This window comes from Pedobacter nyackensis (genome assembly GCF_032678475.1).
GTDB classification, from domain to species: Bacteria; Bacteroidota; Bacteroidia; order Sphingobacteriales; family Sphingobacteriaceae; genus Pedobacter; species Pedobacter nyackensis_A.
In genome coordinates, this window is record NZ_JAVTSF010000001.1 from 1,647,284 (window position 1) to 1,674,243 (window position 26,960).

At 36.5% G+C, this 26,960-nt stretch carries 24 protein-coding genes; 14 read left to right on the forward strand and 10 right to left on the reverse strand.

Annotated elements, in window-relative coordinates:
- Window positions 1-4 precede the first annotated feature (4 nt).
- Genes R2Q84_RS06615 through R2Q84_RS06625 form a run of 3 tightly spaced genes read left to right on the forward strand, consistent with a single transcriptional unit; the run spans window position 5 to window position 3,860 of the window.
- Complete coding sequence (locus R2Q84_RS06615) at window positions 5-1,453, forward strand: PKD-like family lipoprotein (protein ID WP_316815745.1); 1,449 nt, start codon at window positions 5-7, stop codon at window positions 1,451-1,453.
- Window positions 1,453-2,604, forward strand: coding sequence for a TlpA disulfide reductase family protein (locus tag R2Q84_RS06620; protein ID WP_316815746.1), 1,152 nt, complete (start codon window positions 1,453-1,455; stop codon window positions 2,602-2,604). The genes R2Q84_RS06615 and R2Q84_RS06620 overlap by 1 nt, the downstream gene beginning before the upstream one ends.
- Window positions 2,601-3,860, forward strand: a complete 1,260-nt coding sequence (locus R2Q84_RS06625) for a redoxin domain-containing protein (RefSeq protein WP_316815747.1) — start codon at window positions 2,601-2,603, stop codon at window positions 3,858-3,860. The genes R2Q84_RS06620 and R2Q84_RS06625 overlap by 4 nt, the downstream gene beginning before the upstream one ends.
- Before the next feature lie 163 nt (window positions 3,861-4,023).
- Here R2Q84_RS06625 and R2Q84_RS06630 read toward each other — a convergent pair whose 3' ends face one another.
- The 10 genes from R2Q84_RS06630 to R2Q84_RS06675 form a co-directional block, all read right to left on the reverse strand.
- Window positions 4,024-4,377: a DoxX family protein gene (locus R2Q84_RS06630; protein ID WP_316815748.1), complete on the reverse strand. Its 354-nt coding sequence runs from the start codon at window positions 4,375-4,377 to the stop codon at window positions 4,024-4,026.
- A 49-nt stretch (window positions 4,378-4,426) separates the two neighbouring features.
- The gene (locus R2Q84_RS06635) at window positions 4,427-5,182 is read right to left on the reverse strand and encodes an SDR family oxidoreductase (protein ID WP_316815749.1); all 756 of its coding nucleotides are present in this window, start codon (window positions 5,180-5,182) and stop codon (window positions 4,427-4,429) included.
- Between the two features lie 154 nt (window positions 5,183-5,336).
- Entirely contained in the window at window positions 5,337-6,656 is a 1,320-nt protein-coding gene (locus tag R2Q84_RS06640) for a TIGR00341 family protein (protein WP_316815750.1), read from the reverse strand.
- A gap of 35 nt (window positions 6,657-6,691) precedes the next feature.
- Complete coding sequence (locus R2Q84_RS06645) at window positions 6,692-9,094, reverse strand: multicopper oxidase domain-containing protein (RefSeq protein ID WP_316815751.1); 2,403 nt, start codon at window positions 9,092-9,094, stop codon at window positions 6,692-6,694.
- A 22-nt stretch (window positions 9,095-9,116) separates the two neighbouring features.
- Window positions 9,117-9,584 (reverse strand): heme-binding domain-containing protein, encoded by a 468-nt coding sequence (locus tag R2Q84_RS06650; protein WP_316815752.1) that lies wholly within the window; start codon window positions 9,582-9,584, stop codon window positions 9,117-9,119.
- A 7-nt stretch (window positions 9,585-9,591) separates the two neighbouring features.
- Entirely contained in the window at window positions 9,592-10,164 is a 573-nt protein-coding gene (locus R2Q84_RS06655; RefSeq protein ID WP_316815753.1) for a DUF3347 domain-containing protein, read from the reverse strand.
- Between the two features lie 96 nt (window positions 10,165-10,260).
- Window positions 10,261-10,749 (reverse strand): DUF3347 domain-containing protein, encoded by a 489-nt coding sequence (locus R2Q84_RS06660; protein ID WP_316815754.1) that lies wholly within the window; start codon window positions 10,747-10,749, stop codon window positions 10,261-10,263.
- 107 nt (window positions 10,750-10,856) lie between these two features.
- The gene (locus R2Q84_RS06665; protein ID WP_316815755.1) at window positions 10,857-11,285 is read right to left on the reverse strand and encodes a hypothetical protein; all 429 of its coding nucleotides are present in this window, start codon (window positions 11,283-11,285) and stop codon (window positions 10,857-10,859) included.
- 79 nt (window positions 11,286-11,364) lie between these two features.
- A complete protein-coding gene (locus tag R2Q84_RS06670) occupies window positions 11,365-11,928 on the reverse strand; it encodes a putative glycolipid-binding domain-containing protein (RefSeq protein WP_316815756.1) in 564 nt (187 codons plus the stop codon).
- 101 nt (window positions 11,929-12,029) lie between these two features.
- Complete coding sequence (locus R2Q84_RS06675) at window positions 12,030-12,449, reverse strand: hypothetical protein (protein ID WP_316815757.1); 420 nt, start codon at window positions 12,447-12,449, stop codon at window positions 12,030-12,032.
- A gap of 106 nt (window positions 12,450-12,555) precedes the next feature.
- Between R2Q84_RS06675 and R2Q84_RS06680 the strand changes: the two genes are divergently transcribed.
- The 11 genes from R2Q84_RS06680 to R2Q84_RS06730 all read left to right on the forward strand — a co-directional run bounded on the left by R2Q84_RS06680 (window position 12,556) and on the right by R2Q84_RS06730 (window position 26,894).
- The gene (locus R2Q84_RS06680) at window positions 12,556-13,242 is read left to right on the forward strand and encodes a Crp/Fnr family transcriptional regulator (protein WP_316815758.1); all 687 of its coding nucleotides are present in this window, start codon (window positions 12,556-12,558) and stop codon (window positions 13,240-13,242) included.
- Window positions 13,243-13,541: 299 nt separating this feature from the next.
- Window positions 13,542-14,069: a hypothetical protein gene (locus R2Q84_RS06685; RefSeq protein WP_316815759.1), complete on the forward strand. Its 528-nt coding sequence runs from the start codon at window positions 13,542-13,544 to the stop codon at window positions 14,067-14,069.
- Between the two features lie 184 nt (window positions 14,070-14,253).
- Window positions 14,254-15,195 (forward strand): homoserine O-acetyltransferase/O-succinyltransferase family protein, encoded by a 942-nt coding sequence (metA, locus tag R2Q84_RS06690; RefSeq protein WP_316815760.1) that lies wholly within the window; start codon window positions 14,254-14,256, stop codon window positions 15,193-15,195.
- A 113-nt stretch (window positions 15,196-15,308) separates the two neighbouring features.
- On the forward strand, window positions 15,309-16,139 hold the full coding sequence (locus R2Q84_RS06695; RefSeq protein WP_316815761.1) for a helix-turn-helix domain-containing protein: 831 nt from the start codon (window positions 15,309-15,311) through the stop codon (window positions 16,137-16,139).
- 107 nt (window positions 16,140-16,246) lie between these two features.
- Window positions 16,247-16,852: a hypothetical protein gene (locus R2Q84_RS06700; protein ID WP_316815762.1), complete on the forward strand. Its 606-nt coding sequence runs from the start codon at window positions 16,247-16,249 to the stop codon at window positions 16,850-16,852.
- Between the two features lie 822 nt (window positions 16,853-17,674).
- The gene (locus R2Q84_RS06705) at window positions 17,675-18,277 is read left to right on the forward strand and encodes an RNA polymerase sigma-70 factor (RefSeq protein WP_316815763.1); all 603 of its coding nucleotides are present in this window, start codon (window positions 17,675-17,677) and stop codon (window positions 18,275-18,277) included.
- 98 nt (window positions 18,278-18,375) lie between these two features.
- The gene (locus R2Q84_RS06710) at window positions 18,376-19,554 is read left to right on the forward strand and encodes a FecR family protein (protein WP_316815764.1); all 1,179 of its coding nucleotides are present in this window, start codon (window positions 18,376-18,378) and stop codon (window positions 19,552-19,554) included.
- A 132-nt stretch (window positions 19,555-19,686) separates the two neighbouring features.
- Complete coding sequence (locus R2Q84_RS06715) at window positions 19,687-23,055, forward strand: SusC/RagA family TonB-linked outer membrane protein (RefSeq protein WP_316815765.1); 3,369 nt, start codon at window positions 19,687-19,689, stop codon at window positions 23,053-23,055.
- 6 nt (window positions 23,056-23,061) lie between these two features.
- Entirely contained in the window at window positions 23,062-24,489 is a 1,428-nt protein-coding gene (locus R2Q84_RS06720) for a RagB/SusD family nutrient uptake outer membrane protein (RefSeq protein ID WP_316815766.1), read from the forward strand.
- A 33-nt stretch (window positions 24,490-24,522) separates the two neighbouring features.
- Entirely contained in the window at window positions 24,523-25,299 is a 777-nt protein-coding gene (locus R2Q84_RS06725; RefSeq protein WP_316815767.1) for a DUF4843 domain-containing protein, read from the forward strand.
- A gap of 23 nt (window positions 25,300-25,322) precedes the next feature.
- Complete coding sequence (locus R2Q84_RS06730; RefSeq protein WP_316815768.1) at window positions 25,323-26,894, forward strand: PKD-like family lipoprotein; 1,572 nt, start codon at window positions 25,323-25,325, stop codon at window positions 26,892-26,894.
- Window positions 26,895-26,960: the final 66 nt, after the last annotated feature.

The following is a 26,960-nucleotide window of genomic DNA, read 5'->3' on the forward strand; positions in this document are numbered from 1 at the left end:
AATAATGAAAAGATACTTTTTAGGGTTAATCTGTCTCCTTTATGCTGTGGTATTAAGTTGCTCGAAAGACAAAGGGAACTATGATCTGACTCCGATTAATGAAATAAAAATTGAAGCGAAAGTAAAAGACACGATTACTGTATTTCAATTTGAAACCTTACAGATCACGCCAACGTTGCAGCAAACGATAGAGCAGGACGAGCGTAAACTAACTTATCAGTGGAGCATTTACCAATATCCAAATTCTTCAGGAAATAAAGCGGTTCTGGGACATGAAAAAAACCTGAATGCTGCAATAAACGTAAACCCGGGTAAGTATACGATACTTTATACTGTAAAAGACTCAGAAACCGGTGTCTCTTTTTTTAAAGAGTTTTATACTGAAGTGAATACGAAACTGAGTGAAGGATGGCTCGCATTAGAAAACCAACCAGGTGGCAAGCAAGACCTTGCTATCATCAATAGCAGTGAAGAAGTCATCCATGAACTGTACAAAGGTGCAAATGCGGGAGAACTTCTTCCAGCAGGCAGCTATGCAATCAGGGTATTAAATACCTATCTGGGTAGACAAAGTATGTTTGTATTGGCAAAAAACAACGGCGTTGAAGTTGATTATGTGAGCTTAAAAAAGTTCAATGAACTGAACAGCTGGTTTTTTGTTCCCCCAACGGTTATCAACCTGGAAAACTATTTCTACAACAAGTTTGGCGTTGCCGGATATATTGTAAATGACGGCGAGTTATATTCATTGTCATTTGCAAATCAGGGGCCCGAAAAATTCGGGGCACCAATTAAAGGAGATTACAAAATCTCGAAGTTTGCTATGCCTTTAACCAATAACGATTTCACCATATTATATGATACGAAGAACCAACGTTTTCTAAACCATGCCGCAGCAAAGATCACTACTTTTTCCAGTCCGGCAGGTTCAGCGTTCGACCTTAACAATGTTGGAAAACAGTTAATATATAGCGGAGTGAGTATCGGAGAATACTACAACTGTATCATGAAAAATAATACTGACGATCAGTATTATGTATATCGGATCAATACTACAGGTGCTATCATTGCTGCAGAGAAATATGATATTGAGGATGCTCCTTTCCTGAATAATGCAAATCTTTTTACTTCATCTGGATTGTATTTACATATTTATTATGCGGTAAACAACAAAATTTACTTACTGGATATTCCAGCAAAAAAAGCACGCCTGGTATACACCTTCCCTACCGGAGCTGAAATTACAGCCTTAGAACTAAAACAGGCACAAAGTATTTTAATTAGCTATCCGGACAACAACAAACAGCTGGCAGTAGCCACCTTTGAAAATAATGAAGGTAAAATTTACAAATTCAGCATTTCAAACACCGGTGATTTTGTAAATGGCACCTTTTCAAAAGAATACAGAGGTTTTAATAAGGTAATAGATTTAGAATACAAAAACAGAAAATAATGAAGCAATCATTTTTAAACCAGAGTAAATGCATTAGAGCATTTACTCTGGTCCTGCCGTTGCTCTTTTCGGCATTTACCACATTTGCACAATCGCAATACACCATTAAAATCAAAAAAAATAACGCTAATACTGAAAAAGCTTTTTTTACATATACATTAAACAATGTTCAGCAGATAGATTCTGTAACATCAAAAAGCGGTTTTTACATTTTTTCAGGGAAAGTCACAGAAGCCCGACCGGCTGTGATCAGTACCGGAAAAACGTTGAATGCAGCTAAAAAAGCTGCTTCTATTCCTTTTTTCCTGGAACCAGGAATAATCCAGATTAATATGACAACAGCAACTGTAACGGGTGGCAAACACAACCGGGATTTCAATTTACTTAAAGCGGAATCAGACAGCACAGAAAAAGCTTTAAAAGTGGCTACTGCACTAACACCAGAGCAGGCAAAAACACTAATGGAAGACAAGGTTTTGCTGAAAAAATATATGGAAACCAGTTCCGAACTCAAAGCAAAAAAAAGGGCCATACAACTTCGTTTTATAAAAGCCCATCCCAATACGATGGTAAGCTATTTCACGCTGCAGGATTATATGGGAAAAACATTTGATCTGCAAAAAATAGATTCTATGTATAAATTCCTTTCGCCAGATGTACTGAACAGTGAAACGGCTAAAAAATACTTCGAAGAACTAAAGCCCTTAAGGGCATTAAATGTAGGGAATAAAGCGCCTGACTTTACACAAAATGATACAGAAGGAAAACCTGTTCGCTTATCTGATTATAAAGGTCAATACGTATTGCTCGATTTCTGGGCCAGCTGGTGCGGTCCTTGCCGGGCAGAAAACCCACACGTAGTAAAGGCTTACCAACAATTTAAAGACAATGGATTTACCGTTCTAGGGGTCTCATTAGATAATCCCGGTGGTAAAGAAGCCTGGTTAAAGGCAATTAAAGATGATGGATTAACCTGGACCCATGTTTCAGATTTAAAGCACTGGAAAAACACTGTTGCTGTACAGTATTTTATAAACAGTATCCCCCAAAACTACCTGATTGATAAAAATGGTGTCATCGTTGCCAAAAACCTGCGTGGTGATGCCCTGATCAAAACTTTATCAAAATTATTTAACGAGAAAACACAATGAAAATCCAAATAAAATTTAAAAACAGATTGGCTCTAATTGCCACAACCTTATTCTTTTCTACCACATTTAACTCAGGTGCTTTAGCGCAGGAAGAATCAGTTTCCGGAAAAATCTTAAAATATATCGCCAGAATTGGAGAAGCCAAACAACTTGATTCTGCGAAGGCTATATATGCTCAGTTCTTAAGAGAATATCCGGAACAAGATCATAAAAACACTCCCTATTTTTTCAATATGGCGCGAGCTGGTTTAGCCAGAACAATGATTAAGACAAATGCACCTCAGGCGTTACAGATGATTGAAGCCGTAGCCCCTGGACAAATCAGGAGAAACTCTTTAGGTGGTCTTTGCAATGAGCTTCTTAAAATAGGTAAAGCTCAGGAAGCCGAGGCTATACTAAAGAAAGAACTTGCTCCCGGTAAGAGCGACAGTCTAAATTATTATACCTACAGTTACAACTACGCAGATTTACTGTACCAGCTGAAAAGATATCCGGAAGCCCTGCAGTGGATTACTCCTGTTAACGAAAAGAAAGGGCTTAAAGGAAATCAGCAAATGGCACTTTATGCTTATATCCTAACAGAAAACAAGCAGTATGAAAACGCTTTTGAAGTTCTTTCTAATTTAGTTAAAGAAGGTATGGCAACTGATGAAATGAAGGCAGGACTGAAAAAGGTATGGCTGGCAAAAGGGAACAAAGCGCAAAATTACGCTCCCTACGTGCAGGGTTTGATGAAATCCTTAAACCTCGCGACTGTTGAAGATCTCAAAAAACATGAGGTAAACTATGCTGCTCCCGATTTCACACTTACTGATTTGAACGGTAAAGAAGTAAACCTGGCTTCGTTAAAAGGCAAGGTAGTTATGCTTGATTTCTGGGCGACCTGGTGCGGGCCATGTGTAGGGGCTTTTCCAGCGATGCAGAAGGCTGTCAACAAATACAAAAACAACAAAAACGTTGTATTTCTTTTTATCAACAGCTGGGAATCTGAAACAAACCCTACAAAAAGAAAAGCCTTGGTCCAAAAGTTTTTTACTGGTAAACCCTATCAATTCGATGTGTTGTTAGATCCAAACCCTGGTACAAAACAGGGAGATTACGTTGTTATTTCCAAGTATGGTGTAAAAGGCATTCCTGCAAAATTCATTATTGATAAAAAAGGCAACGTACGTTATGCCTTAAAAGGATTTAACGGTGGCGACGATGCTACTGTGGAAGAAATCAGTATTGCAATCGATAATTTAGTAAAAATGTAATCTGGTACTTGCTTCCCTAACATCTTCTAAAATAAAAAACCGTCTAATATATTATATACTAGACGGTTTTAATCTTACTATCTGTCCCCGACGAGATTCGAACTCATATCATTGATGACATCCGCAATGCAGCTACAATAAAAAAAATCGATGAATTGTTATTCTAATTGGCTTTTGCAAACGGGTGCTGCATATAAATAATAATCAGATTGAGTAAAAGAAACGGCAACTCTATGATCATCCCTTTCATATCTTTATCTAAAATGTGTAAGCAAATAATCAGTAGAATTCCGGCTGCCATTAAAAAATTTCCCCAGAGAAATGTTTTTGGGTAAAGTATCAGCAATGCACTAATCATCGTGATGGCTCCGTTCATCATCAACCCTGTTCTGCTAAAATTCCATTTGTTAAACATTTCTATCATTTCCGTTTTTCCTATGAACATCGCCCAACCTTGCTTCAATCCCATAAAAACAGCTATGAGAATTAATATTGAATTGAAAACTTTCTGTATCATGATTTTAATAAAAAAAAGAAAGTCAGCGTATGCTGACTTTCTAAAACTACTATCTTGTTGTATAACCGCCATTTGCAAAAATGGTTTGTCCAGTGATCCACCACCCCTCAGTCACTAAAAACTCCACCAACGGTGCAATATCTTTAATGTCTGTTAATCCACCAAGAGCGGAAGCAGATTTATGGTAGGCTACTGCATCATCATTTTCCTGTCCATAGAAGAAAGGCGTATCCATAGGCCCGGGAGCAACTGCTGTTACAGAAATTCCCCTCACTCCAAATTCTTTAGAAGCTGCCCTTGTAAAATGTTCAACAGGAGCCTTTGCACCGGCATAGGTCGAATATAATCCCGTATAGGCAGCTAGCAAAGAAGTAACAATCGTACAGATTTTACCATTATCATTTATTTTTTTACCCGCTTCCTGTAAGAAGAAATAAGCCGATTTGGAGTTTACTCCAAACATAGTATCATATTCTGCTTCGGTTGTTTCAGTAAATGGCTTTTTCAATACCATGCCTACAGTATTAATCGCAATATCAATGCCACCAAACCTAGCAATGGTTTCATCAAAAAACCTGTTTAAATTGCTAATCTGGGTTAGATCGGCCTGAAATAGAAACGCTTCAGCACCCAATCTCTGTACTTCTGCTAACGTTTTTTCACTTTCTGCCTTTGCACTTTCACTATTGTAATGAATAGCTAGTTTTGCACCTTTAGCTGCAAAATCTCTGCTTAATAATCCACCAAGGTTTTTACCACCACCGGCGATTAAAACTACTTTCCCTTTTAAATCATTTCTTGCCATAACTTATCATTTTTATGCACTTTACCTACATGTTTAACAATATCAATTTACACACAGCATTATGATACAGCAACTAGAATGTACATTACAACAATAACATGTTATTAAATTTAAAAGAATGGCAATATTTTGTTAGTGAAAAAACAATTAGAAACTATTCTGCAAATACAACTTTTACCGAGTCTGACTTAATTCTATTTTTTAACCATTTTTGCATCCGTCCTACTTCAATATCAGAAACCTTTGACTTGAAACTCACCAGTGCTACAGTAATTGTATCTTGAAAATTTGCATCCAATCTTTTAGAGACAACGTGATTAATGCTATACCAGGAAAGCTGTGGATACAATGACTTCAATTCACCACTGATATCCGGGATGGGAATATCTAATTTACTAGTGGCTGTTTCATTCCTTTCCGGATCATTTTTGTATACAGCCTCCAGGATACTTGCTTTTATCTGGGAATAATCCAATTCATTTTTAGCATCAATTCCTTGCCTGATTACTAATTTTGTATTTCCTAATTTGTACTTTGGCAATTTACTCCTCAAAGAATCTATCTGACTTTCACTCAAACCATTACCAAACAACAATAAATCGATCTCATTTCCCTTACTATTGTATTTAAAATTTTTACTCATCACCTGTGTATTACGATAATGCATTTCTTTTTCAATAAAAGTATTGGCATTATTCTGAAATATACTTTTATCAACTATCCTATAGGCAAGATATACACTTGGGGTGGCAGTAATGAGTACCGTTAGAAGGATATATCTCTTTACTTTACGTTCTTGTCTTTCATCTTCAAATTCCTTTTTATGAAATTTCAGATACCTAACAATGAGGTATGTAGCCACACATATAAACACGCTATTTATAAAGTACAGATACATCGCTCCAAAAAAGAAATACAAATTTCCGGTAGCAATTCCAAAACCAGCTGTACACAATGGAGGCATTAATGCTGTTGCAATAGCTACCCCAGGAATGGCATTACTTTTCTCCTTACGGGTAGCAGCTACCATTCCAGCCAACCCACCAAAGCCCGCTATAAAAACATCCCATATAGTTGGAGAAGTTCTGGCTAATAATTCTGAGGATACATCACTTAATGGACTAATCCAAAAATAGAGCATGGAAGCCGTAACACTGATTAAGGTAGCAATAAACAGGTTCCTTAATGCCTTTTTTACAAGTTCAAAATCATTAATACCGATTCCTAATCCTACTCCCATTATTGGTCCCATTAATGGGGAAATTAACATGGCACCAATAATAACGGCAGTAGAATTGACATTGAGGCCAATAGATGCTATAAAGATCGCAAAAATTAAAGTCCACAAATTAGCTCCTTTAAATTCTACATTTTTACGAAGTGCCTCTACAGTATCCTGTTCATCGGCATTATCTTCGTGTAAATTAAAACGATAAGAAATAAAATTAGCAATTGTTCTTAAAACTTCTTTCATGACCGAATGTACAATGAACTTTCTATAGATTTAAGTTAATAATTAAAAGTTAGTCCAGCACCATACCCCATATCACTATCATAGTGGGTAGAAAGACCAAAATTTTTAGTAACTATATATCTGAATCCAGCCATATACTCTTTATCTGTATTTACCATAAATTGAAAACGCAACCTACTGGAAATAGGAATATCTTCTCTCATCAATTGAAGTCTTACATTTCCTTTGTGATCTATAGAGCCATCTGCGACAATTAACATAGGCAACGTATACTGAACACCTAAATGAAACACCTGTCTGAAATTCTTTGTATTACTCTGTCCGAAAAGATTACTTCCAGGTGCCAGAGATTGGCCAAAAATATTTTTTTCCATTGGATCAATAGTCCTTTTTCTAAAGTCCCATCCCACGTAAGGGAAAAGCCATTGATTCCTTCCTATATATCTTCCAAAATGACTTTCACTTTCATATCCCATTTCTTTATCAAACCCCACACGCCATTCGGTACTAAAACGATAGCGGGTATTGGCCAGCATGATCTCGCCATCACTACCGTTGGTTTCAATTCCTACTCTTGCCATTGGATGCAACGCTCTGTCGTCGCTGAACAACATCCGTTGTGCTAATTTCGGATCTGGGATTTCCGGGTTAGGTGGCGAATCCTCATAACTAAAAACGCGTCCCATACCACTCATCATGTGGTAAAGGATATGACAGTGGAAAAACCAATCCCCACCAGGTTCTGTAGCTGCAAATTCTATAGTATCACGTTCCATTGGCATAATGTCAATTACGTTTTTCATAGGAGCATATTCGCCTTGCCCATTCACTACTCTAAAGTCATGCCCATGAAGATGCATCGGATGACGCATCATACTATTGTTAAACAGAATAATCCTAACATTTTCACCCTTTTTAATCAGAATTTTATCGCTTTCAGAAACCGTTTTATTATCCAAAGTCCAAACATAACGGTTCATATTCCCTGTAAGATCAAACTTCAACTCTTTCCATGGTCCCTTAGGTAAAGTTGTTTTTTTAGGATCGCGAAGCATTCCATAATTTAATGTTACAATGTCAGGGTTATCGGCAGTCATATTCATCCCTACCATGCTTTCATCATTTCCCATATGCATACCTGGCATTTCTGCTTTTTTTAAATTCGCTTTTGAATTCTCTTCACCTGTTACTTCTGGGTACATCACCGTATTCATGTCCATTACCTGGTTCTGCATCTTCATACCTTCCATTTCAATCATATTGCCTTTCATGTCCATCATGTCGTTCATCATTTTCATTCCGGCGAAATATTTAAGTTTAGGTAACTGCCTGGCATGGATTTTTTCGCCTTTACCAAGCCACAGGGATGCTGTCTTGGTTCGATCTTCCGGAGTTACCAAAAACTCGTAACTCTTATTTTCCGGAATCGTGACTACAACATCATAAGTTTCCGATACAGCGATAATTAACCTATCCACTTCTACTGGTTCCACATCATTTCCATCTGAAGCTACAACAGTTATTTTACCGCCTGAATAAGTCAACCAGAAATAATTGGATGCCCCTCCATTAGCAATTCTTAACCTCACCTTATCACCAGCCTTAAACTGAGGCTGAATATTCTGATTCTTACCATTGATTAAAAATGTATCATAATATACATCACTTACATCCATAGCATTCATCCTTTTCCACTCGTTGTTAATTTTGGTTTTAAAATGCCCTGTTCTAATCGCCTCCGTATAACTTTGTGTTGTTCCTTTCTTAATAGCAAACCAATCGTTGGCATTTTTGAGACTTCTATGTACCTCCTCAGGCTTCATATCTGTCCATTCGCTGATGACCACAGGGATACTCGGAATGTCCCATTCTTTCCTTTTATTCATAATGAATGAACCATACATTCCAATCTGCTCCTGCAACTCACTATGGCTATGGTACCAGTGTGTACCATTCTGTACAATTGGAAATTTATATATATAGGTAGAATTTGGCTTTATAGGCATTTGAGTAACAAATGGAACTCCATCCATTTTATTTGGTAAAAATAGGCCATGCCAGTGCAACGATGTCTCCTCATTCAATTGATTATGTACATAGATCAATGCAGTATCACCTTCGGTAAAGGTTAATGTAGGCATCGGTATCTGACCATTTACAGCAATTGCTCTTTTTATTTTCTTGCCATAAGTTACGGTTGTATCAGCAATATAAAGGTCATAACGAACAGTTCGAGGTGGTACCGTACTTGAGGTAGTTTTAATTGGTCCTAAATTTATTTTTGCCCTTTTTATGTTTTCCATTGTGGCACTGTTATCCCCCATTCCCATCCCCCCCATATGCTCCATTTCGTTGGCCTTTTTGGGAATATCCTTCTTATCCTGAGCAAAAGCTATTGAATAAAGAATCAATAGAAAGGCTGTTATTATAGTTTTCATGTCGTTTAAGATTAAGAGTCAGTTAAAATTTCTTTTTGTCTAAACTATCCTTTGATTGTTTTACCCAATTGATGATCAGCAATTTTTCTGCTTCGCTCAAAATTGCATTTCTATGGATTAGCGTATATGAGAACAAAGGCATAGAACCATCATTTAAGCTATTTTCTATAGCCCGCAATTTGTTCCGCTGCCTCCTTGGCGTGTAGTTACCAAATTCATCAAAATTTAAGTCCTTTTTACCAGATTGTATATGATCATTCAGTAACCAGTGCATGGGCTGTATATAAGCATACCACGGATAATTTGTATTGTTACTATGGCAATCGTAACATGCCTTTTTCAAAATACCCTGTACCTGAACAGGCGTTGCAAGTATTTTAGAAATATCATTTGGCATAACCTGCCCGTTTTCATTACGGACAGGTTGTACAAATTGGATTATTACAAAGATTACCAATAATCCAAGAAGTACTTTTTTTATGCTTTTCATGGCTATTTTATTCTACTTTCTCTTTAACATTACCACAATTTGGCATAGCTTTTCCCAGATATGGATTTTTAATCTCCTTCATTTCGCTTAACCAAATTGCGCCCTTATTGTTATTGTACATTGGACAATGGTCAACGTACAAAGGCAAACTAGTTCCAAGAGCTTTGATCAGATCGTACATATCTACGCTCAACATATCAAAATGTTCTCGCTGATGAGCTAAATTGCCAATATTGGAACTAATATGTTCTGCATGCTCTTTGGCCGCCTCCTGAACATCCATATACACTTTACCCTGTTCTGAGTTTAAAGATTTTGAATCAAAATTGGTAAATCCAATAACCATTTCATTCCCTGCCGCTGCCGCGCCCTTATCGTTATCAGTTGCAAGGGCATTTTTTAATTTAAGGTATGAGTTTATTAGACTTGTTGTAGATGACCTCTTTTTAGAATTCACAGCCATAGTATTACTAGTATCCATAGAGGACATTTGAACTTTTGATTGGTCTTTCTGACTATTCTCTGAGCAGGCTGCTAAAAGCAATACAGAAAAGCTCAGACTATATATTAATGTTTTCATTTTCTTATTTATTTAAATCATTAAACAGATACTGAAATCGAAAAATTATATTCCTATTGATTATCAAATCTGTAACTATACTATTGAGAATAAGTTCTACTTCAAAGTTTCCTTAACAGTACCACAGGTTAACATTTCCTTACCGTAATAAGGATTTTTAATTGTTGCATTGTCAGTTAGCCAATAACTTTTCTTCATTGGACAATAGTCATAGTAAACGGGTTCGTTAGTAAGCTTAACTACTTTAGCAAGTTTAAATAGGTTTATTGAAAGATTTGCGAAGTATTCACGTTGCTTAACAATACTTTTTGCTCCAGAAATACGCTTGGAATCAGTCACAAGTTTCTCTTGAAACTCCACGAAGGTCATCATGTCTGATTTAGGCATGGACTTCATATCAATATTACCAAGTGTTTTCGAGAATTCGCTTGCTTTTAATGCAGCGGCTATTGCATCAGAGTTTACTAAAGCATTTTTGATTTCATAGTAAGAATTTAACAATGATTTTGTTTGGGTATTTTGAGCAAAACCTGGTTTCACCCATGCGATTGCAATTAAAGCAAAAGCTATAAGTATCTTTTTCATGATGTAATAATTTATGTTTTACTAATTTTTGATCATAGCTAAAGCTATGTGAAGATATTTTCACACTAACAGCAACGAGTTTGCTGTTTAGTTATTCACAATAAATCCTATATCTGAAAGCTTTTAATGATTATTCGAATATCCTGATTAGGTGGTCTATCTCTATGATCAATACAGACACCTTGGGCTGACTTTACACTTGTTTCATAAAAAAGAAAAGCGTAAGAGGATTCAAGAAGCCACAATACAGGTAAAACAACTGATACTTTACCAATTTCAGGCACTAACTTACTCTGAGTAACGAAGCTAGTTGATAATGACTGACAGCAATGATCCTCATTTGAAGGATTCTGATCAAATATATTGGTCTTGTTGTGTTTATGATTTGAATTTTGGTGATCATGATGAACATGATAAGCTGATTCTGCAACGGAATGATTTTCGTCGTCATTTACCACCATTGCCAAGGCACAAGCAAAACCTACTATGGTATTAAGTAAGAATGTAACTAACAGAAAGACAGCTTTACTTTTCATGACTATACGAATCTAATAAAGATTAAAAAAATAATTTTATATAATTCCGATGTTATTTTATAAGCACAATAATGTTTAATTATCTATCAGCAAAATAAATCAATTCAAAAAGATGCATATAACTTATCACCAAATCGTTCTCATCAATCAGCATCTCCGATTGGAACCCGCTATTAAGATTATAAAAATGATAATGTCTTTCTGAAATCTTAGCGTATTCATGTGCAACCCTTGATGCCTTTAATTCAGGGATCTTAATGTAAACAACATTTAATAAGTCCCACCCTTTTTTCCCATTACCAAGATTTTTTATTGCAAGTGTTTTAGTAAAAGGGGTAGCAGAGATGTCTATAACCAAGCAACCGTCAAGCTCAGGGAGGTGTTTGTTATACTCATTAAACCATCGTCCAAAACTATCTGATGAAAGAAATAGAAATCTATTGGGGCTTCCTAGTAATTCAATCTTAACGGATTCGATTTGGAAATTTTCATTCATATTAATTTGGTATTTCATCAACAATGCTACATTATCAATTGTTCCTGAAATAATTCCACCTCCAATTTTACGAAACGCGTGATCTTCGAGTGAAAAAACTTCAAGGGTTTGCTTTCCTTTCCAGATTCTTATGAATGCATTGGTCATGTTAATTAGGATTAATAGCTGTTTTTGACAAAGGCAATTAAGATATATCTATGAATATCCTATTTAACCCTTGTCGATAAACAGCTTAAACAATGATTATCCTATTTTGATTTCAGAATCACCATATTCCCAGGATAACTGATGGCAGCGTCATTTTCTGCAGTTATAAAAAATCCTACAGGCTTAAAAGACGTAATAGTCACAAGTGCCCCCTTTAAAAGTTTTGAGAATAATCCTGAATTACTTTGGAACTGGCCGATATTCTTAGTCCCATTGTTATCCGTTTCCATCCAGACTACATAGGTTTTCTTTGGAGGATTTAAATCTTTGGCAGGTGCCAGGTGTGTCACCTTAACCTCAACGCTATAATTATCATCACCCCCTTTATTTACTGTGGCTACTGCCCTTGCAGCAGGCGCAATCCCTGAATTTTGCATGATGAATTTTTTTGAACATGATGAGAATAATATCATCACACAAAACATCAGGCAAAATGTATAGGTAAAAGATTTCGTTTTCATTTTATTAAATTTTATACAACAAATTAATTTTTGTTTAGTACAAAAAAGCACTATTTTAAAGAAATGAAAGTTGACGACTGTCAACCTCAGTTAAAAATATTTCCATATGAATTTCGACATCTCAAAGTACCATTTCAGAAGCGATAAATTATTTAATTCGGTATTACCTCTCTATATCGATGAACTACAAGCTATTTCAAAAGTTGTACAATTAAAAAAAGGTGAAGAGTTATATCGTGAAGGAAGTATGCCCAAGGCAGTATACCGAGTAAAAAAGGGAAAAATAAAAATACAACAGACTAGTGCTGATGGCAAAAGCCGGATTGTCTATATTTATACTGTCGGAGAGTGCTTTGGTTTCAGACCTATTCTTTGTAATGAAATGCATCCCGTATCTGCACTTATCCTGGAAGAAAGTGAGATTGAAGTTTACAATGGAAAGGGATTTGTAGATATCGCTAAACGTTCACCGAACCTGTCTTTTAATCTTGTAGAAATTTTAAGTTTCGAGTTCAATGTTTGGATCAACCTGATCGGATCATTATCACACAAATCAACTAAAGAAAGAATTGCTCTAATACTTCTTATTCTAAATGAAAAATATAGAACATCTGATATAGATCCAATTATCACACTTTCTAAAGCCGACATTGCCAGCTATTCCGAAACCACAGAAGAAACAGTTGTACGGGTGCTTACCTTCTTCAAGGAACAGGGTATTCTTTCAAATGAAGCCAAAAAAGTCATTATAAAAAACAAACGGATACTTGAAATTATTGCTGAAGGATTTTAATAATACATTTGCTCTTTTTTATTGTTTTATTTTACTCCTATATTTCCTGTTCTCCTTCTTTGTTTATAAAAGATAGCTTTGCAAACAATGTAACTCTTCAATAATATGATTTCAAAATGGGGACAATTTATCCAAAAGAAAGGCAACTACACACAATCCTCCCCCATAATAATACATTAAAAATCTAAAAATTAATAGTAGAATAATTTAAATGTGAGTTGATCATGATCAACTTAAATTATTTTAAAACTGTGCTTATTTGTATTAATACAAAAATGAATTTGTTAATCTATAAAATTATGGCACAAGATCAGAATACAGGCGAATTGAAACGCATCTCCTTTTTTGTGGTTAAAAACAAGATGTTTCTTATTGTTTTAACAGCTCTAATCCTAATTGGCATACTATGGCTTTGGAAAGACAGTCAGATCAAGCATATCAAGGATAATTCCCATGATCAATATTCCAATAGGCAACTAGAAGAATTAAAATTACTAACCAGACCTTATGTATGGGCCGTTCGTAGAGAAATGCTGAACAAGAACTATCAGCAAATTGAACTTTATGCTGCAGAGATGATCCGCTATAAAGGATTTGAATCCATTATGGTCTCTGACGCTGATGATGTTGTAATAAGCGCTACAAATAAGAAATTTGAAGGGCAAAACATTCGGTTACTTGTAGATACAACCTTTACAGCTCCCGACTCTACTACTGTTAATAGAGTTAATGATAGCTTGGCTATTGTCAGTAGTCCAATTATGGGATTTAACAGCCGATTAGGAACCTTAATACTTAACCGGAAAATATATCGCATCAAATATTAATTAATATTTATATCCTTTCCAGGATTGGTCGCTTAGTGAGCCCCTTAATAGAGATTAAAAACCCAGTATTAATTGTAGTATTCACAGAATTGCCATAAGATAGGCACAGATCCGTCGCCTTAGCTTATAGTTCAATGTATTATTCTTATTTTTGGCTTTTAAATAAGAATAAGGGAGGTGATAAATGCCAGTTAAGATTCCGAATAATTTGCCAGCGATTGAGCTTTTAAAGAAGGAAAATATATTTGTTATGAGTGATCTGAGAGCGAATACTCAAGATATTCGCCCGATGCGTGTGCTTATCCTTAACCTGATGCCTCTTAAAATATCTGCTGAAACGGATTTTGTTCGTTTATTATCCAACAATCCCCTACAGGTTGAAGTAGAATTTTTAAGACTCGATTCCCACACTTCTAAAAATACATCTGAAGAACATCTGGAAATGTTCTATAAAGGTTTTGGCGAAATAAAGAAAAACTTCTATGACGGTTTGATCATTACCGGCGCTCCTGTAGAAATGCTGGAATTCGAGGAAGTAAGCTATTGGAATGAGATCACTCAAATCTTCGACTGGGCCAGAAAACACGTTACTTCAACGCTCTATATTTGCTGGGCATCTCAGGCTGCGCTCTATCATTTTTATGGGGTAGAAAAAAAACCATTAAACGAAAAATTATCCGGGGTTTTCAAGCATACTGCCACTGAAAAGGGGCACTCTTTGTTAAGAGGCTTTGACGACGAATTCTTTATTCCTCATAGCAGGCATACTACAATATTGAAATCGGATTTGGCTGATAAGGAGGATCTTCATATCCTGTCAGAATCTTCGGATGCAGGAGTAGCCGTTGTATATTCCCGAGGCGGGCGTGAATTTTATCTTACTGGTCACTCAGAATACGCTCCGCTAACCCTTCACGAGGAATATGTCAGAGACCGGGAAAAAGGTCTTGATGTACCTGTACCGAAAAACTATTACCGGGACAATAATCCAGAGAATGCGCCATTGGTATGTTGGACAAGTCATGCGAATTTACTCTTCAATAATTGGCTCAACTACTTTGTGTACCAGGAAACACCTTATAATTTAGAAGACGTGGGTAAATTGGGAGAGATACATCTACAGTAACGAACAGATATTGAATATTTTTTATTTACAAAGCTATTTTCAAAAGTAACATTAAGTTACACTTCCGGAAATTTCGTAATTTCATAGTATACTCAGTATAATGAAATGAGATTATGCACCACCAGCTACTTCCTATAACGGCTCCTCTAGGCAGATACATTGCCAACGCTTCGTATTTCCGACAAACCGTGGGAGATTTTTGTGCATTTAAGCTAGTTCCCAGGATTTTCTCAACCCTGTTTTTTGTAATAGAAAAGAAGCAATCTCTTGAAATGTGTTATGGCGGGACAAATCATAAATTCCAGTCCAACTCCATTTATGCTTTTGGTGTAGGCAATCTTCCCGCTGCATTTCACGTGACGTCTGAAATTGAAGTGATATTGGTACAGATGCACCCTGGCATTTCCTGTTTGTTCCATAATGATCAAGCACATATTTTCACCAATCAGCAGTTTGATATTTCGGATATAGACCAAAATACAGAACATCTGAACGAAAAACTGTCTTATGCTGATTCTTTGGCCTTGAAATGGCAGCTTATACAGGAGTATCTCATAAAAAAATTCAGCGTAAATTTTCCCCAAAAATACGGTACGGTTGCAAAAGCCATTGATATTCTCCGTAAAAATTCTGGACACTTTCCTATAAAGCGTTTGAGCGAACAAGTATTTACCAGTCATAGAAACCTGAATTACCTTTTTATGGAATATGTTGGTTTCTCTCCAAAAAAATATGCCGACATTATACGCTTCAATTCCTTTGTGAATCTTTACAATCAAAATCCTGAAATTTTATCTGATGTCGCCTTTCAATATGGCTATCACGATCTTTCCCATCTGAATAAAGATTTCATGCGGTACATTGGTACTTCTCCTTCCGATTATTTTGAGAACTTCCACTCTGATGTTAATAATTGGTGCGAACTGGATCATCTTAAGCCTTAAAAATTTCCATTTTTTACAAACAACATTGCTAAAAGCAAAAGTACCTTTGAATAATATGAAAGGGGTTTCTGTACTTAAAAGTGTTGAAAAGAAAAATTCGAAGAGAAATGAAAAAATATTATAAAATTATTCCCGCTGCATTTCTACTAATTATTGCCATATCATGTAGTAAGAATGATGATAAGGTAGAAAAAGTAGATTATCCTGAAGAAAATCCACTGGCAGTCTATCTTGAAAAATCAGGGTTTAGTAACATCCCATCGTTCTATACCAATGGAGAAATTTACGTAAACGGGTTTCAATTTAAGCCAAAAGTAAAAGGAAAAATAAAAACTGTAATACTTAAAATCCCTTCTAATGCAACTAATCAGCTCATTACTATTTGGGATGTAGAAACTCACGCCGCTGTTAGATCAATAAGAGTTCCGAAAGTAACAGCCAATATGGAAATGCGCCAGGAAATTGAGCATTTGGAAATTGTACCCGAGAAAAGATACAATATCACTTTCAATGGAATCAGTTATTATAAATATTCAAAACCGACTTTGGTAACTTATCCGATAGATGCAGGAAACATATCGATACTTGATATTGTTAATACGCTTTCTTATGTTGGTGGTGAACAAGATTATCCATGGGCTTCAACTGGCCATGGTGAAAAAAGAAATGCCTATTGGGGAGTTATCAGCTTCGTTTTTCAGCAGACTGAGTAATAATTACAATCTCAACAAGAAATACACCGTCTAATATTTCTAAAACAAAGCAAAAAAAGGCTGTTGAAACTGTATTTAATTCCCTCAGAAAATAAATTATTCAATAAAATACTAAAGTTGGGAGCCTGCTTTCCGGTACAGGCACTACCAAAAAACTTTCAATTTATCTTGAAAAATGGATTTTTGATGGCGAAATACATCGAACTCCTAAAATCGATGAAGCCGACAAGCTCATCTACCACATTAACAGAAATTTAAGGCATAAAAAAACCGGAGCAAAATCTTTAGCAGATTTTCACTCCGGTAGGGTGTTCCCCAACGGACTAAACTCAAAAAAATTTATCGATGATTTGAAGAAAATAGCAAACTTGAACACCCTTGTTAATAGTGAGCCCCTTAGTAGAGATTTCAAACTTCGATACAAACGGCATTATACCAGTCAGGAAAGGAAAGATAAGCCTTTAACGCAAGTATGGGCAGAAAATGGTTTTACAAAATACAAGATTGAGTAATCATTAAAAATTCATTTATTGTCTAAATGGGACGATTTTGCTAGTGATGAAACTTGAAAGTCGTCCCTACTAGAGATGTGATATCACTAGGTTATCTCTACTAGAGTAGTGAGGAATTATGAAATGAACTCTGATATCTAACGTTCCTTGCTGTATAGTTTAACCATTTACATCGAATGCGTTTAATATCGGCTTAATATAAGCGCCCTCTACTCAAAATTCAACCCCATAATTCTTACTTTAGAATCTCGAAAATAATTTACAGATTTGAAGCATAACGTTTCATTACTTATTTGTTTGCATTTAGGGAGTGACCGAGCTGAGTATGATTAATGGCATGAACAACTATAAAGCATTTACTGATCCCGAACTAATCGATTTACTCAAAGAGGGAAATCAGGCTGCTTTTACTGAAATTTACGATCGTTATAAAGATGTACTCCACAACTATGCATATCGTTGGCTACAAGACCGAGATGCAGTAAAAGATGCCATTCAGGAAATCTTTACTTTGATATGGACAAAACGCGATAGTCTGTTTCCGAGCCAAAATCTTTCTGGATATCTTTATACTTCAGTTCGGAATGGCATTTTGCGGAAAATTCAACAAGATAAACGTACAGAGGAATATATTTCTTCGCTGCAACAACACATAAACAATGGAGAGAACATTGCTGATTATAAAGTCAGAGAAAGCCAGCTCAAGTCTATCATAGAGAAAGAGATCAATGCCTTACCTAGGAAGATGAGGGAAGTATTTGAATTGAGTCGGAATGAACAACTGAGTCATTCAGAAATAGCAGAAAAATTAGGCATTACAGAACAAAGTGTTCGTTCACATGTAAAAAATGCGCTAAAAATTTTACGCAGACGTTTAGGAATTCTTCTCTTTATCTATTTATTATTACACTAAAAATCAACACATTAAAATCAATTTAAATTATTATTATATTTTTTACCCCCCTAAGACCTTTTTAAGTCTCTTATGCTTGAAATGTTATAAGTCAGCTTATGAATACAGAACAGGCGAAATCGTATCTAAAAAAGTATAATGACGGCACAGCCAGCGATGCAGAAAGAGTCATAGTAGAAAGTTGGCAGCTGAGTCATGCTTTAGATGACTACGACATCTTGGACGAGGAACTGAAACAGACTGACCTTGCTGAGGTCCGCGCAAACCTGGTCAGGCTTTCCCAGCCAGCGGGGTTTAGCAGGAGACCATGGCCGAAAATGACCATAACTGGTAAATCAAAAACGATAAAATTACTCCGTTCTAACTTAATTAGAAAAATTGCAGTAGCTGCAATTGCTTTGCTCTCTATCTCTATAGGCTACTATTTTATCCAGAAAAAGGAATTAAACCAAGGCAATACGATAGCTAAATATGAACAGATTTTACCTGGTGGCAATAAAGCTGTACTTACTTTGGCCGATGGTACTACAATAAACCTTAACAATGCTCGAAAGGGTAGACTTAAACATAGCAGTGGCGTCAATATCGTTAAAACCGACGAAGGAAAAATTGTTTACAACACCAATGTCACCCCAGCACAAGAAGTAACATGGAATACCCTAAGCATTCCCGCAGGTGGTTATTACAATGTTACCTTAAGCGACGGTACTATAGTTTGGTTAAATGCAAAATCTAGTTTAAAATATCCAACCGAATTTATTGGCGACAGCAGAGTTGTGGAACTCAGTGGTGAAGGTTACTTCGAAGTAACGCACAGAAAGCACCAACCATTTAAAGTAATTACTGAACATCAAACAATAGAAGTATTAGGAACTCATTTTAATATCAATGCCTATAAGGATGAACAAAGCACCACTACTACCCTATTACAGGGAAGTATAAGGGTTAACGCTCTTGGAATTCAGAAGATATTAATTCCAAACCAGCAGGCTAAACTAAATGGTGGTAATATGACCATTACACAATGTAATACAGAAAACGTAATAGATTGGGTAAACAACGACTTTATTTTTGACAATGAGAGTTTAGGTAGTATCATGAGAAAAATATCGAGGTGGTATAATGTTGAAGTATACTATCCTAAACAATTAGTCGATTTACAATTTTCAGGCTTTATCTCTCGTAAAATGAACATCGAAGAAGTGTTAAAAATAATGGAATTAACCCAATTAGTAACCTTTAAAATAGAAGGAAGGAGGATTACTGTAATGCAATAACTATACATCACAAACAATACAGTAGTTAAAAAAAATCCAGAGGTGGTCGCAATACCTCTGGACAAATTTTAGGCTAACTGTTTAATATTTTTCACTTAACTAACTAAACAACACCTAAACATAAACAAATGTATGAATTTTCACATGACATTTAAAAACGATTCTGATGGACGTTTTTATGCCAGAATTCTGTTAAAATTGAAACTAACCTTAATCATATTAGTAACGGTAATTCTCCAAAGCAGAGCTGTAAGTTTTGCTCAAATTACCATCAACGAGAAATCTGCCTCATTAGAAAGTATCCTGCAAAAAATCAGGAAACAAGGTGGGTACTATCTTTTTTATAGCAATGCAATGTTGAAAAACACCAAACCAGTGTCTATCAATGTAAAAAATGCAAGCGTAGAAGATGTTTTAAAAATAAGCTTCTTAAACCAACCGCTTACTTATATCATAGAGAAAAAAGCTGTTGTTCTAAGATACATTAAGACAACAGAAAATAGCCATGCAGAACAAAAAACAATAACGGGTAAAATAGCAGATGACCAGGGCCCCGTAGTAGGAGCTTCAGTGAGAATAAAGGGTATTGCAGCAAGTCCCATGGCTGTTTCGGATGGAAAAGGCTATTTTACGATTGCCGCTACTGAGGATCAGACCTTGGTAATCTCTTACATAGGTTACGAAACACAAGAAGTAGTTTTAAAAGGAAGAAAACTTCCCTTAACTATTTTCCTTAAAACTGCAGAAACAGAGATGAAGAATGTGGTGATTAACGGTATGCAAACGGTGAGAAAAGATATCCTAAGTGGTGCATCGGCACAGTTTAGCGGCGCACAGTTGAAAGCAATTGGGAATTCAAATATCATTCAGAGTCTTAAAACCCTAGATCCTTCGTTTATTCAGATTGAGAACAACATAATGGGATCGAACCCAAATGTCCTCCCAACGATTGAATTGCGAGGACAAACGAGTATCACAACTTCCGGTTTAAGAGATCAGTTTTCTACAGATCCCAACCAACCCTTATTCATTTTAGATGGTTTTGAAACTTCTTTACGCAATATAGTTGATCTGGACATGAATACGGTAGCCAGCATCAGCATTTTAAAAGACGCGTCATCAACAGCTGTATATGGTTCCAGGGCATCGAATGGTGTAATTGTAGTCGAAACTAAAAAGCCTGTACCAGGAAAGCTGAGGATAAATTACACAATGGATTCCCGTTTTGAACTGCCTGACTTATCATCATACAACATGATGAACGCAACCGAAAAACTGGAATTTGAAAGACTTGCCGGAAGATATAAACAAAGAAGCGGTATTGAGGACGTGCAATTGGTACTTGATACTTTATACAATAAGCGCTTAAAAGAAGTATTGAGAGGGGTTAACACCTATTGGTTAAATAAGCCATTACAAACAGGTTTTTCACACAGACACTCGCTCAGTGCAAGCGGAGGTGACGAAACTTTCAGGTACGATGTAGGTGTAAATTACAAAACAAATGATGCAACCATGATTGGTTCTAAACGTAATGATTGGGGTACAAATATTGGATTAAATTATCGTTCAGGTATTTTTAACATAAATAACCGTGTGTACATAAGTGGTGGTGATAACGCAGATTCACCCTATGGTGAGTTTTCGGACTGGGCAAAAATAAATCCTTATTACAGGTTTTTACCCGCATCTGAAAAATATCTGGATATAGCCATATCCGCATCGCCACAGGCAACTGGTTTATCAAAAGATGGTACAGAACGGATTCCAAACCCATACTATAACGCTGCTTTATTGAGCTTTGCAAAGGGAAAAAACTTCAATATCACTAATAATCTTCAATTCATTGCACAGGTCAATACTGCTTTCAGGATATCAGCTAACCTACAACTTTCAAAAAGTACAGATGAGACGCAGGACTTCGTTTCTCCGCTAAATACGAAATTTGATAATGTCTCAGATCCTCTTTTAAAAGGAACTTATGAACTCGAAAGGACTAATGGATTTGGATATACGGCGAATCTAAATCTAAATTATAACAAATTAATAGCGCAAAAACATAGTTTCGGAGCGATGGTACGAACTGAGTTCAGTGAAAGTAAAAGAGATGCAAACGGTTATACAGCAATGGGCTTTCCAGGCACAAGTAATGGGAATCCTGCATTCGCTTACGGCTTTTTGACGGATTCACACCCATCAGCTGCAAACTCTACATCGCGTCGTCACTCCATTATAGGTAGTTTGAACTATTCCTATGATTACAGGTATAATATTGATATGAACGCCAGTATTGATGGCACTACATCATTTGGTTCTAATAAAAGATACAAACCTTATTATGCTATTGGTGCAAGCTGGAACTTGCATAACGAGGCTTTTTTAAAGGAAAGTAAAGATGTTAACTCATTAAGGCTACGCGCGAATATTGGTTTAACGGGTAACCAGAATTTTGGCAGTGTAAGCGAGTCGGTTTATAACTATTACAGCAGTATAAGTAGTTTCGGTCAAGGAGTATTTTTAAGCGAACTTGGGGCTCCTTATTTGGAGCAGCAACAAACCTTACAAATCAGTTTAGGTTTAGATGGTGTATTCTTTAACAACAGACTTGACATTCAGCTCAATGCTTATCAGAAGACCACCGATCCTCAGGTGGTGGCCATCACTTTGCCATCGTCAACAGGTCTGAGTAACTATCCATTCAATGCAGGCGCATCTACAGTAAAGGGGGTCGAGTTGATTAGCCGGGTTACGGCAATCAGAAAGGAAAATGGGTTAAGATGGGATATTGGATTAACCAGTAGCTTGTACAACCAAAAATTCAGTAAATTTAACAATCAGTTAGATGGACTAAACAGTATCCTACGCGAAAGCAAGTCATTAACACGTTACCGTGATGGCTATAGTTCGTACGATATATGGGCTGTACCATCTTTAGGTATTGACCCGGGTACCGGACGTGAAATTTTTCTAAAGAAAGATGGTACCCATACCTTTGTTTATGATGAGAATGATATTGTTGTAGCGGGCTCATCTAAACCAACCGTGGAAGGGGTAATAAGTACAAATGTATATTATAAAGGCTTTACAGCTGGTGCATATTTTAGATACCTGGTGGGTAGAAGTAATCTCAATAGTGCATTGTATGAAAAAGTAGAAAATATTTCACTCGAAGCTTTGAGATACAATCAGGATAAACGGGCATTGGACGGCCGCTGGAAAAAAGCGGGCGACCAAACTCAATTTAAAGGGATTTCTATCACAGAGAGTACCCCTATCTCGTCAAGATTTATTCAGGAAGAAAATACGATTACCGGGGAGTCATTGAGCTTAGGTTATGAGTTTAGGAATAAGACCTGGCTGGATAAAGCATCGTTATCTGCTATTAGTATCACAGGGTATACGAATGATTTGTTTTATGCCTCAACTGTGCTGAGAGAAAGAGGAACAAGCTATCCTTTTGCCAGGTCATTTTCCCTGAGTTTAAAAGCAACCTTCAAATAAAAAGAAATGAAAAAATATATTTTAATATTATTAGGTTTTATAGGTATTGGCACCTTCACTGCTTGCAACAAGTGGTTAGATGTGAAGCCTGAAGATAAATTTATCGAGCGTGATTTATTATCTTCTCCCCAAGGGTTTGCAGATGTGATGAATGGTTTCTACATCAACATGGCTGGCAATAATATGTATGGTGCCCGTTTAACATCAACAACCTTAGATGCAATGGCGCAGTTATACCGGGTAGGCGATGGAAATGCCAGTTTCATGATGTCGAATTACACATACAACGAGAATAGTGCGAAATTAATGATTGACGCCATTTGGTCTGATTTTTATTCTGCCATTACTAACGCCAATAAATTTTTGGAAAATCTGGATAGCTATGGCAGCGTCTTGCCATCAAATACAAAAGCTTTATATCAGGGCGAAACTTATGGTTTACGGGCAATGTATTATTTTGATTTGTTAAGGCTTTTTACACCAACCTATAGTACCGCTGATTCTGTTGCTAGGATATTACCTTATTACGATAAAACCGGTTTTGGTATTTCAGAATTTCAACCTTCAAACTTTATCATGGGAAAAATACTGGAAGATTTAAATAAAGCGGAAGCACTTTTAGTGAATGCTGACCCGGCCGTAACCGCAGCGCGCATTAGCAAGGAATCTCTTGACAGAGATGGCCGTACCAGTAGAAATTATCGCTTAAACTATTATGCCATCAAGGCACTTAAAGCGAGGGTTTATCTATGGAGAGGCGATAAAGAATCGGCATTAAAAGAAGCAAAGTTTATCATCGAAAACCAAAGCAAATACCCATGGGTTGTTAACAGTGATTTTACTGCTGCCAACGCCGCCAATAGAATATTTGCAACCGAGATGCTATTTGGAGTAGAAAATTTAAAATTGGAAACCATTTTTATCAACAATTTCAGTCCTGCTATTGAAGATGCAACGCTGTTAGCTCCCGAGTCAACAGGCGCATTTGTTAAAAATACTGTATTTGAAGGAAAAGAAGCAGACTGGCGCTATACGCAATGGTTTAAAATTGAAGGCAAGCCATATCCTACCTTTTTTAAATATAAAGCGGTATCATCCGAGGGATTTATACCAAGCAGCGGTTTGACCCTCCCCATGATAAAAGCCAGTGAAATGTACCTGATTGCTGCAGAATGTGAGCCTAACGAAGTTACGGCTTTGGACTATTTAAATAGTTTACGCACCAACCGTAATATTTTACCTGTTTCAGTTCTAAATGCTACAGAGATTATGAAAGAGTACCGGAAGGAGTTTTATGGAGAAGGACAATTGTTTTACTATTACAAGCGTACTTCAGCTGGTTCTGTTATCTCGGCTAACAATAATGCTTCAAGAAGTATAAGTAAAGCCAACTATACCTTACCTATACCACTATCGGAAACCACACCAAGATAAAAGATTATGATAAACAAAAAATTATCGTACTTAATGCTGATAACAGTTATCGGTGTTATGGCTTCCTGTAAAAAGGAATCGTTGACTACTTACGACAATGATAAAACAGGTAGTTCAATTTATTTTAAACAGCTGGACCAATCCACTAATTACCGTTCTATTTCATTTGGATATGTTGAACCCTTTAAAAAAGATTCAATTGTAAATTTTATTGTTACTGTAACCGGAAAAGTTTATGATCATGACCGCGAGTACAAACTTGAAATTGCGGATAGCAGTACTATGGTTGCAGGCGTGGATTATGACCTGCTAAATACTAGGACCGCTATAAAAGCAGGCAAAATAGCAGATACGTTAAGGATAAAACTGCATAGAAATGTAAAAATGGCTAGCGACAGCCTTTCTTTGTATTTGTCCGTTAAACCAAATGAGCATTTTACCAACAACCTTGAGTACAGAGAAAAAACTGTAGCAGGGGAAAAAGTAAAGTTGTATTACAACTGGGTTAAGTTATCTGTAGATGATATAGTTGGGGCTCCTTATTTCTGGGATATAACAAAAAATGCAAACGCAAAAAATTATATAGGTTATTTAGGCAGTTATAGCGCATTAAAATTTCAATTGTGCATACAGCGGTTTAAATGGGACGTGGCTACTGTAACAAAAACAACTTATATGCCATCGCCAACGCTTGCCGTGGCCTGGGGCAATAACCTTAAAGCCTATTTAGATTATATGTCCTGGCTGAACACCCCAATTTATGAAGCAGATGGTGTCACACTAATGAAAGCAGGCACCTTTGCCAAATAAATAACCCCTTATTAGCAACAATTATGAAACATATAAAAACCAGAGTGCTTTTATTTCTTGTGGTTTTGGTTACCGCTGCGGCTTGCAGAAAAGATTTAGGGAACTATACTTATAATGAAATAAACAACGCAGAAATTAGTGGCTTAAATGATTCTTATACCGTATTCCGTAGCCAGGTATTGGAAATCACGCCAAATCTTTCTTTTTCAAAAACAGCTGAAACAGCTGATAACTACTCCTATGAATGGTTCTGTATAGATTTTAGCACTTCGTCTGTTACAAAAACTACCATCAGTACTACCCGTAATTTAAAATGGCCGGTAAATCTCCCTTCAACAAATATCGACTATGCCATATACCTGCAGGTAACTGAAAAAGCCACAGGACAAACATGGCGTAAATCGGTCAAACTACGTGTGAACACCAATGTGAATGATGGCTGGCTTGTTTTAAATGACGACAACGGTAAAGCAAGATTGGATTTCTTAAACTATCAGGAAGCAACTGCCAAGTTTGATCACATTACAGATGTGCTTGCAACTCAAAGTAAAATTGTACTTAATGGTGCACCAAAAATGCTTTATTTCTACAACCGTTTAAATAACCTTGTAAGCGGCCAAAGGTATCGCTGTATTGTGGTAGGCACAGATAAAACCTCCTATTTTATCAATACCCATAACAATAGCTTTGATACCTATGGTCAAATGACTGATGTCATGAGTGTATTTATTCCGCCTCCGTATTATGCACAAAAAATGGCGACGATGAACAAAGTAACTCCGGGCACACCATGTTACATGTATGACAGCAACGGCAATTTATTATTTGAAGACAATACCAGTGGTTATAACTTCGGCATTACAGTGAACAGGACCAGTGCGGGCGGGCCATTTAAAATGTCGCCCTATTTTGCGGCCAGCAATAATGAGACGTATCTTGGTGCATTAATGTATGATGTAGATAATAAACGCTTTTATCAGCACGTCAGAAGCAATACAACCTCATCAGTTGTACCTACTAAACCTGACTCCTGGACAAGTTATGACCCTGCAAATATGGGGATGGATTTACTATATATGGCACTTGTATCCAAATATAGCGGCGGGCAGGTATTTGCACTCTTAAAAAACAGTGCCGGCAAGGTTTTTCTAACCCGTATCCTCTTCGATGCCGGTGCAACAGCTGCCAATGTTTTCCTACCCCAAAGCTATCAAGAAGTTACCGATATCGCTCCTGAAATAGCCAATGCCACACAATTTGCCATCCATCAAACAGAGGGTTACATTATGTACCAAGTCGGCTCAAAAGTTTATCGCTATTCACTTGCAGATAACTCAAACAAATTAGTAGTAGATGCAGGCAGCAAAAAAATATCGTTGATTAAATTTCAACGTATGACCAATGGTGGAGGCAATACTGCACGTATTGCGGCTTATCAGGATAAATTAATGGTTTGCACCTATGATGAAGCAAATCCTTCAACATCGGGTCAGATAGATTTATATAATGTTCCCCCTTTAAATGGTGATGTGACCTTATTTGAAAGCTACACAGGCTTTGCCAAAATTGTAGACGTAAGCTATAGAGAACCATAAACATCAAATTAAAAGAGGTTGCCTTAAAATCAAGTTTTAAGGCAACCTCTTTATTTATAACAGATT